Annotated in this window: 11 protein-coding genes; 8 read left to right on the plus strand and 3 right to left on the minus strand. The window is 35.6% G+C overall.

Annotation, left to right across the window (positions count from 1 at the left end):
* Window positions 1–84 precede the first annotated feature (84 nt).
* The 8 genes from rhaM to JQC67_RS06590 all read left to right on the plus strand — a co-directional run bounded on the left by rhaM (window position 85) and on the right by JQC67_RS06590 (window position 9,286).
* On the plus strand, window positions 85–399 hold the full coding sequence (gene rhaM, locus JQC67_RS06555) for an L-rhamnose mutarotase (protein ID WP_203252028.1): 315 nt from the start codon (window positions 85–87) through the stop codon (window positions 397–399).
* 10 nt (window positions 400–409) lie between these two features.
* Window positions 410–1,432 carry a GntR family transcriptional regulator gene (locus JQC67_RS06560; protein WP_203252029.1) on the plus strand — a complete coding sequence of 341 codons (1,023 nt, stop codon included), beginning with the start codon at window positions 410–412 and terminating at the stop codon, window positions 1,430–1,432.
* Between the two features lie 114 nt (window positions 1,433–1,546).
* Window positions 1,547–3,646 (plus strand): bifunctional aldolase/short-chain dehydrogenase, encoded by a 2,100-nt coding sequence (locus JQC67_RS06565; protein ID WP_203252030.1) that lies wholly within the window; start codon window positions 1,547–1,549, stop codon window positions 3,644–3,646.
* A gap of 85 nt (window positions 3,647–3,731) precedes the next feature.
* Complete coding sequence (locus JQC67_RS06570; RefSeq protein WP_203252031.1) at window positions 3,732–5,012, plus strand: sugar isomerase; 1,281 nt, start codon at window positions 3,732–3,734, stop codon at window positions 5,010–5,012.
* Between the two features lie 10 nt (window positions 5,013–5,022).
* Entirely contained in the window at window positions 5,023–6,396 is a 1,374-nt protein-coding gene (locus tag JQC67_RS06575) for an FGGY-family carbohydrate kinase (protein ID WP_203252032.1), read from the plus strand.
* 3 nt (window positions 6,397–6,399) lie between these two features.
* Entirely contained in the window at window positions 6,400–7,548 is a 1,149-nt protein-coding gene (locus JQC67_RS06580; RefSeq protein ID WP_203252033.1) for an alpha-hydroxy acid oxidase, read from the plus strand.
* A 14-nt stretch (window positions 7,549–7,562) separates the two neighbouring features.
* Entirely contained in the window at window positions 7,563–8,993 is a 1,431-nt protein-coding gene (locus JQC67_RS06585) for a purine-cytosine permease family protein (protein ID WP_203252034.1), read from the plus strand.
* Window positions 8,994–8,995: 2 nt separating this feature from the next.
* Entirely contained in the window at window positions 8,996–9,286 is a 291-nt protein-coding gene (locus tag JQC67_RS06590) for a Dabb family protein (RefSeq protein ID WP_203252035.1), read from the plus strand.
* A 4-nt stretch (window positions 9,287–9,290) separates the two neighbouring features.
* Here the strand turns inward: JQC67_RS06590 and JQC67_RS06595 are convergent, their stop codons facing one another.
* Genes JQC67_RS06595 through JQC67_RS06605 form a run of 3 tightly spaced genes read right to left on the minus strand, consistent with a single transcriptional unit; the run spans window position 9,291 to window position 14,807 of the window.
* Entirely contained in the window at window positions 9,291–10,421 is a 1,131-nt protein-coding gene (locus tag JQC67_RS06595; RefSeq protein WP_203252036.1) for a Gfo/Idh/MocA family protein, read from the minus strand.
* Window positions 10,422–10,431: 10 nt separating this feature from the next.
* Window positions 10,432–11,292 carry a sugar phosphate isomerase/epimerase family protein gene (locus JQC67_RS06600; RefSeq protein WP_203252037.1) on the minus strand — a complete coding sequence of 287 codons (861 nt, stop codon included), beginning with the start codon at window positions 11,290–11,292 and terminating at the stop codon, window positions 10,432–10,434.
* Window positions 11,293–11,306: 14 nt separating this feature from the next.
* Complete coding sequence (locus JQC67_RS06605; protein ID WP_203252038.1) at window positions 11,307–14,807, minus strand: PVC-type heme-binding CxxCH protein; 3,501 nt, start codon at window positions 14,805–14,807, stop codon at window positions 11,307–11,309.
* Between the last annotated feature and the right edge of the window lie 66 nt (window positions 14,808–14,873).

Here is a 14,873-nt window from a genome sequence, read left to right on the forward strand (position 1 = left end):
CAAATACTTTATCGTCGGATAATTATTTATTCTATTGGTATAAATAATTCAAGAGGATGGGCTATAATACTTTTAAAATAGGATATGAAAACTAATGCTTTTAAGATGAAGTTGAAACCTGGCTTCGAAGAAGAATACAAAAAACGACATGATGAAATTTGGCCTGAATTGGCTGCGTTGCTTTCTGCATCAGGGATTTCGGATTATAGTATTTTTTTAGATCAAGAAACTTCAATATTATTTGCTGTTCAAAAATTAGCTGATAATTTTGATACTTCAGCATTGCCAAATCATCCTATAGTTAAAAAATGGTGGGCCTATATGGCTGATATAATGGAAGTAAATGATGATAATTCGCCACTAGAAAAAGCATTGCTTCCAGTTTTCCACTTAGATTAGAATTTAATATATGCTGCACTTAATTGAAATAATAGAAGATTCTAAAATACCCAAGTACAAACAGATTATTAATTCTGTTTTTACGGCTATTGAAAATGGCTATCTCAAAATCAACGATAAATTACCTTCTGTAAATGAACTTTTGATTGAGTTCGATATTTCAAGAGATACCATTGTAAGGGCTTATGATCATTTGAAACAAATAGGTCTAATTGAATCGGTGCCAGGAAAGGGTTATTACATAAAGAAGGATGATTTAGTATTAAAGGCAAAAGTGTTCTTGCTCTTCAATAAATTGAGTCCGCACAAAAAAATAATCTATGATGCATTTGCCAAGGAATTAGGCGATAATGCCACGGTCGATTTTTTTATTTATGAAAATAATTATCGTCAATTTAAAAACCTCATTGAAGCCAGCAAGTTGAGGGAATATACCCACTATGTGATTATTTGTCATTTTGAAGAGGGCGGAGATGATTTAGTAGATTTTGTAAATGATAGCATTCCACAAGATAAATTGATGATCCTAGATAAGAAGGTCGACCACCTGGGTTCAAAAGTGGCGTGCGTTTATCAAGATTTTGAAAAAGATATTTACTCTGCTTTAGTCGAGTTAAATCCACAATTAACAAAGTACAAGCAATTAAAACTTCTTCTTAGAAACAGAACATATCATCCGTTAGAAATAAAAAAAGGTTTTGTGAAGTTTTGTGCTGAATATGCTTATGATTTTAAGGTGATTGAGAAAATAGAAAATGAGCAAATTGAGAAAAATACGGCTTATATCAATCTTTCAGAAAACGATCTTGTTGTTCTCATTAAAAAAATAAAATCTTCGAATTATATTTTAGGAAACGATGTGGGTATTATCTCATATAATGATACTCCATTAAAAGAGATTCTTTTAGATGGCATCACAGTAATTTCTACGGATTTTGAACAATTGGGTTCACAAGCCGCTCAATTAATACTTAACAAACAAAAAGTGCAAATTGAAAATCCGTTTTATGTGATTTCAAGAAAATCACTTTAGTAGTAATCACTGATAAAACCAAAATTTAAAACTATTTTTCATTTATCAGAACTGTACAGAACGCTTTTTCGCTCATGCATAATTAGCTTTGTTTCATAAACAAGACATAATTTTATGAGTACTAAAAACTTCAAGCACGTAGATTATTTATGGGATGATCAAAAGGCAGCTGCCTTAGGAGATGATCAAGTGGCCCTGTTTTTATATCGTTCTAATATTTTAGGAGCTGATTTAAGAATAACCAATTATGGCGGTGGAAACACCAGTTGTAAAACCATTGAAAAAGACCCATTAACAAATGAAGAAGTAGAAGTTATGTGGATTAAAGGTTCTGGTGGCGACATTGGTACGTTAACAAAAGCTGGTATTGCCGGACTTTATACTGAAAGACTACGAAACTTAAAGAATGTTTATGGCGGACTTGCTGATGAGGATCGAATGGTAGGTCTTTTCAATCATTGCATTTATGATTTAGACAGTAAAGCACCATCAATTGATACGCCGTTACATGGGTTGCTACCTTTTAAACATATCGATCACTTGCATCCAGATGCCTTAATAGCAGTTGCTGCGGCAAAAGATAGTGAGAAGGTTACCAAAGAAATATGGGGAGACACAATGGGTTGGGTTCCATGGCAGCGCCCAGGTTTTGATTTAGGGCTACAATTAGAAAAATGTTTAAATGATAACCCTGGTATTAGAGGTATTGTTTTAGGAAGTCACGGACTTTTTACTTGGGGAGATACATCATATGAGTCATATATGAATAGCCTTGAAGTCATTGAAATGGCCTCAGAGTTTATTGAAAAAAAGATAAAAGAAAACGGAAGTGTTTTCGGGGGTCAAAAAATACAATCATTGCCATCAGACGAGCGTAAAGAGAAAGCGTCGCAGTTAATGCCGTTGCTTCGTGGTTTGTGTTCTTCTGAAGCGCGAATGATTGGCCATTTTACCGATACCGATGTGGTAATGGAATTTATTAATAGTAATGACCTTGAACGTTTAGCGCCAATGGGTACTTCATGTCCTGATCATTTCTTGAGAACAAAAATTCAGCCTTTAGTTTTACAATTAGATGCGAATGAAGATTTGACAGATGCAGATCAAGTGCTTGAAAAACTAAAACCAGCATTTGAGCAATACCGAAAAGAGTACCGCGATTATTATAATACTTGCAAGAAAGATAATAGTCCGGCTGTGCGTGATGCAAATCCGGTAATTATAATTTATCCTGGTGTAGGAATGTTCAGTTTTGCAAAAAACAAGCAAACCACAAGAGTAGCTAATGAGTTTTATGTAAATGCTATTAATGTAATGCGTGGCGCTGAGGCGCTAACAGAATACACATCATTGCCACGACAAGAGGCTTTTGATATAGAATATTGGTTGCTAGAAGAAGCCAAATTACAACGCATGCCTAAGGAAAAACCATTATCAAGAAAGGTAGCTTTAGTTACTGGTGCGGGTGGCGGAATTGGAAAGGCAATTGCTGATAAATTAGCAGAAGAAGGTGCTAATGTTGTCTTGACTGATATTGCTGAGGATAGGTTGAAAGAAGCTGTAGGAACATACGCAAAAGATACCGCTAGTTATGCTGTTTGTGATGTTATAAAAAGTGAATCTATTGCAGAATCTTATAAGAAAGCATGTTTAGAGTTTGGCGGTGTAGATATAGTTGTACATAGTGCAGGTTTGGCTATTTCTAAACCTTTAGAAGATACCACAGAAAAAGATTGGAACATATTACAAGATGTATTAGTAAAAGGGCAATTTGAGTTGGCTAAACAAGCCGTGGCTGTAATGCGTAAACAGGGTCAAGGAGGCGATTTTATTAGTATTGCAAGTAAGAATGGTTTGGTTTCTGGTCCAAATAATGTTGCATACGGTACGGCTAAGGCGGCACAACAACACATGTCAAGATTATTAGCTGCTGAATTAGGCAACGATAAAATTAGAGTGAATACTGTTAATCCTGATGGTGTAATAGTAGGAAGCAAAATTTGGGAAGGCGAATGGGCTGAAGGTAGAGCGAAAGCGTACGGAATTACTGTAGAAGAACTGCCAGCGCATTATGCAAAGCGCAATTTGCTTAATGAAATTATTTACCCTGCAGATATTGCTAATGGTGTTTTTGCATGTGTGGCAATTTTAGAAAAAACTACAGGAAATATTATTAATGTAGATGGCGGAATGGCCAATGCATTTGTGAGATAACTTTTAAATTAGATAAAATATACCTGTCTAGGTTATAAAATCGGACAGGTATCTTTTAATAGAATTACGCTGATAATTTCAAGGTATGAGAATAGATAAAGAACAGATACAATCAGAAAATCAAAAGAACAGATCTACCCATAATGATGGTTTTGATTTTCTATCAAATACATTAACCAAAAAAGGGTTAGATGTTGATAAAGTTGTAAAACAGCTCTCAGATTTTCAAGTCGCTATCCCTAGTTGGGCATTGGGCGCAGGTGGTACAAGATTCGGAAGATTTTCATTTTATGGTGAACCTGCAAGCTTAGAGCAGAAAATAGAAGATGTTGGAATTTTACATGCGCTAACTAAAACAGCGGGTGCAATTTCATTACATATCCCTTGGGATATTCCAGAAGATTACAATGCAATAAAAGAGTTGGCATCAGCTAATGATTTGATTTTTGATGCGGTAAATTCAAATACGTTTCAAGATCAAAAAGATGCTAAAGAAAGTTATCGCTTCGGTTCGCTTTCTAATAGAAGTAAAGCTGTGCGTGATCAAGCTGTTCAACATAATATAGATGTTATAAAAATCGGAGAAAAGCTAGGTTCAAAAAGTTTAACCGTTTGGTTGGCCGATGGCTCTAATTTTCCGGGGCAAGATAATTTTCAAAGTGCACTTATAAATACTGAAAATAGTTTAAAAGAAATTTACGATACATTGGCAGATGATTGGAAACTCTTTATTGAATACAAGCCGTATGAGCCTAATTTTTATAGTACGGTGATTCAAGATTGGGGTACATCTTTTATGTTGGCTAATGCTTGTGGTGAAAAGGCGTATACATTGGTAGATTTAGGTCATCACTTACCGAATACAAATATTGAGCAAATTGTTTCAACCTTAATGCTTAAGGGTAAATTGGGTGGTTTTCACTTTAATGATAGTAAGTATGGCGATGATGACAGTACCGTAGGCAGTGTTAAGCCATATGCATTGTTTTTAATTTTTAATGAATTGGTTTATGGAATGCAGAATAATCCTCAAAACCCATATCCGGCTTGGATGATTGATGCAAGTCATAACATTAAAGATCCAATGGAAGATTTAATGCAATCATTAGAAGCAATTCAAGAAGCATATGCAAAGGCCTTATTAATTGATCAAGAACAATTGAAAATGGCGCAACAAGAAAATGACGTAACACTATGTCAAGAGATTCTTCAAAATGCATACAGAACTGACGTTCGTCCACTTTTAGAGCGTGCTAGATTAGAAAATAGTGGCGCATTAAGTCCATTAAATACATATCGAAATTTAAAGGTTCGTGAAAGCTTGATAAAAGAAAGAGGAAAAAATTCTATTGCAACAGGACTTTAATTTCTGAAGCATGAAAAAGAAGGTAACGGCGATATTTGACATTGGTAGAACCAACAAAAAATTTTTTCTTTTTGATAAGAATTTTAGGGAGGTTTACAGAGAATATATTCGCCTTGACGAAATTGAAGATGAAGACGGTTTTCCTGCAGAAAATCTAGAAGCACTTGAGAATTGGACAAAAGAGGTCTTAGATAGAATGTTGAATTCTAAAGAGTACGATATTCAAAAGGTCAATTTTTCATCTTATGGTGCAAGTATGGTGCATATTGATGAAAATGGTAAAGCAATACTTCCGCTGTATAATTACCTTAAACCATTGCCAAAAGAAATTTCTGAAACTTTTTATAATAAATATGGACCTGAAAATGAACTAACAAGAGTTACCGGATCACCAAAGTTTGATATGTTGAATTCAGGTATGCAACTCTATTGGATTAAGCAAACGAAGCCTGAGGTTTTTAAAAAAATTAAATATTCGTTACATCTACCACAATACATAAGTTACCTTTTTACAGGAGTTCCAGTTAGTGATAATACAAGTATTGGTTGTCATACATTATTGTGGGATTATGAAAAGAATGCTTACCATAATTGGGTTTGCAAAGAGGGGTTAGATGAGAAATTAGCGCCAATCATGACGGCCGATAATATCATTTTTACAACATATAATGGCAAAACCATTAAAATGGGCGTCGGTATTCATGATAGTTCTTCAGCACTTTTGCCGTATGTACGTAGTTCAAAAAAAACATTCGTACTTGTTTCTACGGGTACCTGGAGTATTTCAATAAATCCGTTTGCAACAGACATGTTATCCGAAACAGATATAATAAATGAGTGTTTTTTTAATATGCGAGTTGATGGTAAACCGACAAAAGTTTCAAGACTGTTTTTAGGAAACGAATATAAGCTTCAGATGAAAGTTTTGTCATCGCATTACAATGTTCCTGAAGATTATCATAAGACCATAAAATTTGATAAAAATATTTTTTCGGAAATTGATAAAGATTTTGAATGTATGTTTCATTGGTGCGGCATAATAAGTAAAGACATGCCGTCGGAAACTAAATTGTCTTATGATAAATTTGAGTATGCATATCACCAATTGATGATAGAATTATTATTATTACAAGTGGCAAGTATTAAATCAGCCAACAGCAGTACTAATGTTAAACGAATTTTTGTAGATGGTGGTTTTAGTGACAATGATGTCTATATTCAATTGTTGACGCACTATTTGCCACAAATGAAATTAAAGACTACAGATTCGTCTCTTGGTTCAGCCTTAGGAGCTGCCATTGTTATTTCGGATAAAACATTAAAACCGAAATTTTTAAAGAAGAATTATAGTTTAAAAAAACAGGTTCCATTTATAGATAAATAAAATATGGCTCAGAATTTCAATACAGATTATCCATCAATGGCTGATTTGAGAAGCAAAGCAAAATCAAGAGTACCAAGTTTTGCCTTTGAATATTTAGATGGTGGATGTAATGAAGATGTGAGCATTGCTAGAAATACTGAAGATATCAGAAAGGTGCAATTACAGCCACGTTACCTTCGAAACTTTGGTTCAAGTTCAACAAAAACTACGGTTTTAGGGATGGAATTTGATGCTCCTTTCGGAATAGCTCCAGTAGGGTTACAAGGTTTGATGTGGCCAAATTCTCCAGCTATTTTAGCACAAGCTGCCCACAAGCATAATGTGCCTTTTATTCTAAGTACAGTTACTACAATGAATATAGAAAAGGCAAGCGAATTAACAGAAGGTAATGCGTGGTTTCAATTGTATAATCCGGTTGATGATGCTATTCGCGATGATGTAATTGATCGTGCACAAGCAGCAGGTTGCCCAGTTTTGGTTTTGTTATGTGATGTGCCAACTTTTGGTTTTAGACCTAGAGATTTTAGAAATGGATTAGCGCTACCTCCTAAAATGTCAGTGCGTAATATTATGCAGATTCTTGGCAAACCAACTTGGGCCTACAATACATTAAAATACGGACAGCCTACCTTTGAAAATTTAAAACCATATACCCCTGAAGGTCTCAACTTAAAACAACTAGGTGCCTTTATGGATAAAACATTCTCAGGAACCTTGAACGCAGAAAAAATTAAACCCATTCGTGATAAATGGAAAGGGAAATTAGTTTTAAAAGGTGTTGCTTCTGAGCAAGATACCCAAGATGCCATTAAGATGGGTTTTGATGGTATTATATTATCAAATCACGGCGGAAGACAATTAGATGCTGCACAGTCTACTATTGGTACATTACAAGATGTAGTAGGTAAATATAGTCACCAGATTGAGATTATGTTAGATAGTGGATTACGTTCAGGGCCAGATATTGCTAGAGTAATGGCTAGTGGTGCTAAGTTCACATTTATGGGGCGTTCATTTATGTATGGCGTAGGAGCACTTGGAAATAAAGGAGGAGACCATACTATAGGAATGTTAAAAACCCAATTCAAACAAGTTATGGATCAGCTTTGCTGTGAACGAGTAGAAGACCTGCCAAAACATTTGATACAATAACCAACAACCAAACCATGAGTGAATACAATATTGAACAGGAAATTGAAGAGATAGCTGGGGGTGAATTTGAACGTACACCTGTGCCACAAAGTAAATTAAAAAGCTGGAAAAGTTTTTTAGGAATGTATGCTGGTGAACATGCTGCGGGTACAGAATTTATGATTGGCCCATTGTTTTTAACTGCTGGTGTAAGCGCCTTCGATTTAATTGTAGGTCTTTTATTAGGTAATCTTTTAGCTGTTTTAAGTTGGCGATTTTTAACCGCAAAAATTGCAGTTGAAAATAGACTAACGCTTTATTATCAATTAGAAAAAATATCAGGAAAAAAATTAGTTATCGGTTATAACCTTGCGAATGGAATTTTGTTTTGTTTCTTGGCGGGATCTATGATTACTGTTTCTGCTACTGCAGTAGGAATTCCGTTTGGAATGGAGATGCCTAAATTAACGGATACCATGCCAAATGGAATGACATGGGTGGTAATTGTTCTTATTCTTGGTGCAGTTATTTCGCTCATCGCATCAAAGGGGTATGATACCGTTTCGAAAGCTGCGAATTGGATGTCACCTGTTATTGTACTCGCATTTATAGCATGTGGAATAGTAGCTCTTAGTCAATTAGGAGTTAAAAGCTTTTCTGACTTTTGGAATATTTGGGGTGAGGGTTCTGAACCTTTTCCAGGCCAATTAAAATATACTTTTTGGCATGTGCTTATTTGGTCTTGGTTTGCAAACGCGGCAATGCATATTGGTATGTCAGATTTATCGGTTTTCCGTTTTGCGAAAAAAGAAAGTTCTGGGTGGACAACCGCTGCTGGTATGTATGTAGGGCATTATATGGCTTGGATTGCCGCTGCCCTTTTATATGCAGTATATTTAAAATCACCTGAAGCTCAAGCATTTTTATCAAGTGGAGAGGCGCCACCAGTAGCTCCAGGTCCGTTGGCACATAATGCCATTGGTATTTTTGGAATTATTGCTGTTGTTCTTGCTGGATGGACTACCGCTAACCCGACAATTTACAGAGCCGGACTTGCTTTTCAAGCAATACTACCGAAGTTGTCTACTTTTTGGGTTACCATACTTGCTGGAACTGTTGCTACCATTGCCGGATTATTTCCAGCATTCGCAATGAAATTATTAGGATTTGTAGCGTTGTACGGATTTATTTTAGCACCCTTTGGAGCAGTAATTGTTTTTGAACATTTTTATCACAAGCAAGCTGGTATTGTCAAAAATTATGCTGAGGTAGCGAATATCAAATTCAACAAAGCCGTGTTTTTTGCATGGGCTATAAGCTTTGGATTATTTTATTTTATATCCGTTCAATTTGATGTTTTTCTGTCGTTTGTAACACTTCCTGCTTGGTTACTTTGTGGGGGATTGTTTTTGGTTTTTAGTAGAATAATTCAGAAAGATAAAGTAAGCCCTTCATTAAATAATTAATTATGATTCGGCATAGTGTTGTTTTTAAGTTGAAGTATGCGGTTGGTTCTTCTGAAGAAAAAATATTTCTTGCTGAGGTTGAAAAACTACGATTAATTGAGGGGGTTCAAAATTTTGAATGTTTGCGCCAAATAAGTACAAAGAATACATATGATTATGGCATCTTCATGCAATTTAATAATCTAGAAGCCTATAATACTTATAACAAACACCCAGAACATATTGCTTTTGTGCAAAATTTCTGGGTGAATTATGTTGCTGATTTTTTGGAATTAGATTTCGAAAAAATCTAAAAATTTAATCAGAAAAAGTAAAGTCTGGTAGTTTCATTAACTCACCACCCTTCATAGCAGACTCATGAGATAAAATACCCACACAGGTCATATTTGCTGATTGTTTAGCATTTGGGTAGGGTGCCGATTTTGTGATTAGAGCATTTACAAATTCATGTACCAAATGTGGATGTGAGCCACCATGGCCAGCACCTTGTGTAAATGATAAATGTTGATGCTCATCGTCATCATAGACTCCTTTAGTTGTAAAATGCTGAATTTCTTTTGGAAGTAATTTTGCGAAATCAGGGCATTCAGTTTCCTTAGGTATTTCTGGCTCAGGCTTTTTAGCAGTATGAACCACTAATGGTTTGCCTTCAATTAATGGCCATTCTACAGATTTTTTAGAACCATATACTTCAAAACTTTCACGATACTGACGTGCAACATCAAAAAGAGATCGATAAACTTGAGCGCTCAAATCTGAATTTCTGAATTTAATATGAGTAGTTTCTACTGCAAAAGGCGAGTTGTATTCTTTTATTAACTCTTCACGAATAGTACCAGATCCAAAGCAAGAAACATATTCAGCTTCTGATTGGGTTAAACCTAAAACGGGGCCAACACAATGTGTAGCGTAATGCATAGGTGGTAAGCCAGGCCAGTAGTTTGGCCATCCATCCATATCTTGCTGATGGCTTGCTTTTAGAAACTGCACTTTACCAAGATCACCATTTTCATAAAGTTCTTTCATGTACAAAAATTCACGCGCGTACACTACAGTTTCCATCATCATGTAGGTTAGGCCTGTTGTTTCGCACAAACGAACAATTTCTTCACATTCCTCAACTGAGGTAGCCATTGGTACCGTACAAGCAACATGCTTGCCAGCTTTAAGCGCTTTTATTGATTGTTCACCATGATTTGGAATAGGTGTATTTATGTGAACAGCATCAACATCTGGATCTTTTAGTAATTCGTCATATGAAGTATATATCTTTTCAATCTTAAAAAGGTCTCCTAACTCATTCAACTTAGATTCGTTTCGTTGACAAATTGCAATCAGATTTGCATTCGGATGTTTTTGATAAATAGGAATAAACTCAGCGCCAAAACCAAGTCCAACGATAGCTATATTAATTTTTTTATCACTCATTTTTATAGGTTTAAGAATTGAATGTTTGTTTTAAAAATTTAAGTCCCTCTGATGCAAATTCATCTTGGCTATTTGCAAGATGCTTCCAGATACACACGGCACCTGCTAATTCTTTAATCTCAGGTGTAAAACTTTCAATGACCATGGCGCCAGAATAATTGATGTCTTCTAAGCCCATTTTAAAATCATTCCAAGGGGTTAAACCTGTGCCAGGAATTCCACGATGATTTTCTGAAACTTGTACATGAATTAATTTGTCACCAACTGAATTAATGGCTTCGCGAATGTTTTTTTCTTCAATAGTCATATGAAATCCATCTAATAACACCTTGGCGTTTTCATGATTAATATCATCTACGAGACACATTACATCTTCAGCTGTGTTTACTAAATCTGATTCAAATCGATTCAGTGGTTCAATTGCTATGTATTGGTTAAATTTTTTTGCTATTTCACATACCTTATACAGATTGCTAACTGCAAGTTCCCATTCATTATTTCGCTGCTCATCAGTTACCATTCTCGCTTTGCCTACCGCAGAGTACATGGGGCCAGCTAAAAAATCAACTTCTAAAATAGAACCAAGCTCAAAACACTGTTCTACATAAGTGAAACAATTTTTATGTAAAGCGACATCGTCTGAAGTTAAATCTTTTGTTGGTCCAAAAACACCGCAAACAGTTGGAGTTAATCCGTTGTCATCTAGTGCTTTTTTTACAATGGTGCCATCAATTAATTTTGGGTCTTCAACAGGAATTTCAACAACGTCAAAACCCATTGCTTTAATTTTCGGGAATAATGAAATAGATGCTGTTGTAAATGGTGATTGCCAAAGCCAAGTGCTTACACCGTATGAAATTTTATTTTGCATTATTTATTTCGATTTTATTTAGAAACTACTTTCATTACGCCTTTCATAATACGCCAGTGCCCAGGGAAAGTACAAATAAAAGGATATATACCGGGCTCACTTGGTGCCGTGAATTTCAAGGTTACCGTTTCTTGTGGATTTACTAAAGCTGTAGCGAATAGCACTTCAGTTAATTGAGGAACGTAGTTTAAGTCAGCCCCTTTAGGATCTTGAGCTAATTTATCTGCTGCTGCACCTACTTTTTCTGTAGAGCCAGGTTCTATGATAATAAGGTTGTGTTGCATGAAATCAACATTCTCCAATACCAATTCAATAGATTCGCCAGTTTTTACAGTAAATTCTGTAATATCAAATTTCATCTCATTTTTAACTGTTTTGATGTTGATTACGGTACTATTTTGGTCAGTAGCATTTAGATTGTTATCAGCATTGGTGCTCACATTACTATAATTTTTTGCAAAAACATCGGCAATTGGTATTTCACCAAACGCATTCATTGCACGTTGTGAAAAGTCAGTTTCAACTTCATATTTCCATACACCTGACAGCTTGGTTGAGTTGCTGCCAGAGCGTATAAAAAGTTGATCTGGCTCACCATAAATTCCACCACCGCCTCCGGTGTCTTCAACCCGAATGGCAATAGAATTGCGACCTTTCTTTAAAACGTTATCAGGAATGTTATAACGCCGATTTCGCGCATAATCTTTCTCCGTAGCTCCAATTTGCTGGCCATTAATGTATACAACATCAGAATCATCAATTGGGCCTAAAGATATGTAACTAGCACCGGTAGCATTAAAATTGAAATCTTTTCTGAACCAAATAATTCCATCCATATCAAGCCCAGCGTCTTCTATAAATTGAGGCAATTTCATGGTTTTCCATTTGCTATCATCATAGTCTACAGCTTGTCTCTGTTTGGCACCTTCTACTTTTAAATCAAAATCAGGATTTGCGGCAGTATAGGCGTTCATGAAACCTGAAGCGTGATTACTTGCCGTAGCATATATAGCTTTTGACAACCAGTTGTCTTTAGCAATTGCATCTTCTTGACTAAAATCAAATAGTTTTTTTCCTATGGTTTCAGAGGAAGGTCTTTCAGCAAAATAGAGAAGGGCTTCCATTCGTACTAATGGATTTTTATCCTCAAGAACATTTGAATCTAAAATAGATGCATCTGTTGTTTCATTTTTAGGTAGTATTTGCAATGCTGCTTTACGTACAGCATAAGAAGGATGATGTAATGCTCCGTTAACAACATTATAAGCGTCTGTGTTTGTGTTTAAATCTACCAAACCAGCAATAGTCCAAAGTGCATGTAGCGCAGCAGGATTCATCCCCATTTCATCTACTTTAGAATTATTGGCTAGTTTAAAAAGTTCAGGTAACACATCACTATTTCCACTATCTACTAATAGGCGTTGAGCTGTCATACGCCAAAACATATTATCGTTGGTAAATGCTTCAATTAATTCTTCTGGCTCATTTTTATTTAAAACTATGGGATCTTGAGTTTCTAAATTTTTAGGAACTACACGCCAAATACGACCTCTAGATTTGTCACGCAACGGATTTTCATAAGCATTTCCTTTTCCGTTTGTTGCGTCAAATCCACCACGTTCTTTTTTTGGTGTTGGGTTGTGTTGAATAATAAAGTTGTACCAATCAGCTACCCAAACATTTCCGTCAGGTCCTACTTTGGCTTCAACAGGTGAAACCCATTCATCAGAACTTGCAAAGAAGTTGCCGCCATCTTTTTCGATATAACCAGCTCCGTCATTCTCAATTTTGGCAATATGCACCAAACCACCTGTAGGTTCGCAAACAAAAGCAATCGTATTCCAGTATTCACTTGGGTAATTTCTTGCCGTATAAAAGTGATGTCCGGCAGCAGCTGTAAATCCTCCAAAAACATCAACTTGTCTAATATTTGGTGTTAGTGGTTGCATCGCATAATGCCCATCAATCTTTAAACTTCCTTGCGCAGGAATACCAGCTAAACCCGTCATAATTCTATTAGGAATGCCTAAATAAACACTGTGGGTATTGTTTGCAGTTGACGCAAAAAGTGAATTGTCTTCAGTAATGCCTAGACCCCAAGTATTGTTACTGGTATTTGTTAAAACCTCGAAGTATTTTTTCTTCGGATTAAAACGATACATATTTTTATTGAAGTCAAGATCTTGACCATATGCATTGCCCTTAAAGCCAGAATAACCAACAACACCGTACAGGTTGTTGTCTATTCCATTTTGAAGATTTGAAGGGCCGGCGTGAGTATCATAAGTTCCCCAACCATCAATGGCTATTTCTCTAATATCTGCCTTATCGTCACCATCCGTATCTTTTAAAAACAGAAAATGAGGTGCTTGCGAAACTATAATTCCACCATCATAAAATGCAAAACTTGTGGGTATATTTAGTTTGTCTGCAAAGATTGTAACCTTGTCAGCTTTACCATCATTGTCGGTGTCTTCTAAAATTTTCACCATGTCATCGCCAACACCATTTTCATCTCTTACAGTATTTGGGTAATCAACAGTCTCAATAACCCAAAGTCTTCCTCTTTCGTCCCAGTTCATTGCAATTGGGTTGATGATATCTGGCTCTGATGCAAAAAGTTGTAAATCAAATCCGGCTGGCACTTGAATTAGTTTTGCCGATTCTTCAGGCGATAAAGGCATTTGATATTTTAATGGAGGATCACGTTTTTCATAATTTGGAATACCATCACGTTCTTCATACATTAAAGTTGGAATGTCTTTCGAATAAGCTTCCCAGTTTTTCTTTGCATTATCATCAACAGCCCACAGAATACCTTCTTTAACTAATTGTTGAAAACCAGGTTGATTCCATGTGCGTTCATCATGACCGTAAGCAGTATAAAATACTTTTCCTTTGCCGTAATTTTTAACCCATGTCCAAGATTCTTTATGATCACCTTCAACACGTTCCATTAAAACTTCAATATCATCGGCAATTTTATCGTGTACATACGTTTCATCCCAAGTAGAAAACTCTTCAACATTTTTCATTGACGGATGTTGATTGGCAACAATATTGGCGGTAAAAGTACCTTTCTCGTGCGTTAAAAATTGCCCGCCTACCATATCGATATACTCCGGTGAATTTTTAAAACAAAAACTAGCGCAGTGTAATGGGATAAAAGCATGTCCGTCAGAAACATAATCTAATAAGGCAGTTTCTTGAGCGGGTTCAATACTTTCATGATTAGCATAAATAATAAGACCGTCATATAAATTTAAATTATCAGCATTGAGGTCAGCTACATTTTCTGTGTATGTAATATTGATTCCGTCTTTGGTTAGGGCAGAAGCCAAAATTGGAAAATATTCTTTTGAATTATGATGTTCTAATTCGTGTCCTAGAAATAACATTTCAATTCTTCTAGGTTGATCGTCAGCGGCAATGGTTTTTGGCGCTTTATTATTGCATCCTATAAATAATACAACTGTTAATACGCCACCGAAAATTCCTCTTAAAAAAGTCTTCATAATGTTCTGGTCTAAATATTTATCAATTTTAAGTATTAATATCGCACAAATAGGACTGTCTTATTG

Source organism: Aurantibacter crassamenti, from assembly GCF_016811105.1.
Lineage (GTDB): Bacteria > Bacteroidota > Bacteroidia > Flavobacteriales > Flavobacteriaceae > Aurantibacter_A > Aurantibacter_A crassamenti.

Bases quoted from the DNA above. Each gene is read 5' to 3' on its own strand.
- JQC67_RS06600 (WP_203252037.1), bottom strand. From the start codon at position 11,292: ATGCAAAATAAAATTTCATACGGTGTAAGCACTTGGCTTTGGCAATCA.
- JQC67_RS06585 (WP_203252034.1), top strand. From the start codon at position 7,563: ATGAGTGAATACAATATTGAACAGGAAATTGAAGAGATAGCTGGGGGT.
- JQC67_RS06560 (WP_203252029.1), top strand. From the start codon at position 410: ATGCTGCACTTAATTGAAATAATAGAAGATTCTAAAATACCCAAGTAC.
- JQC67_RS06605 (WP_203252038.1), bottom strand. From the start codon at position 14,807: ATGAAGACTTTTTTAAGAGGAATTTTCGGTGGCGTATTAACAGTTGTA.
- JQC67_RS06575 (WP_203252032.1), top strand. From the start codon at position 5,023: ATGAAAAAGAAGGTAACGGCGATATTTGACATTGGTAGAACCAACAAA.
- JQC67_RS06595 (WP_203252036.1), bottom strand. From the start codon at position 10,421: ATGAGTGATAAAAAAATTAATATAGCTATCGTTGGACTTGGTTTTGGC.
- JQC67_RS06570 (WP_203252031.1), top strand. From the start codon at position 3,732: ATGAGAATAGATAAAGAACAGATACAATCAGAAAATCAAAAGAACAGA.
- JQC67_RS06580 (WP_203252033.1), top strand. From the start codon at position 6,400: ATGGCTCAGAATTTCAATACAGATTATCCATCAATGGCTGATTTGAGA.
- JQC67_RS06565 (WP_203252030.1), top strand. From the start codon at position 1,547: ATGAGTACTAAAAACTTCAAGCACGTAGATTATTTATGGGATGATCAA.
- JQC67_RS06590 (WP_203252035.1), top strand. From the start codon at position 8,996: ATGATTCGGCATAGTGTTGTTTTTAAGTTGAAGTATGCGGTTGGTTCT.
- rhaM (WP_203252028.1), top strand. From the start codon at position 85: ATGAAAACTAATGCTTTTAAGATGAAGTTGAAACCTGGCTTCGAAGAA.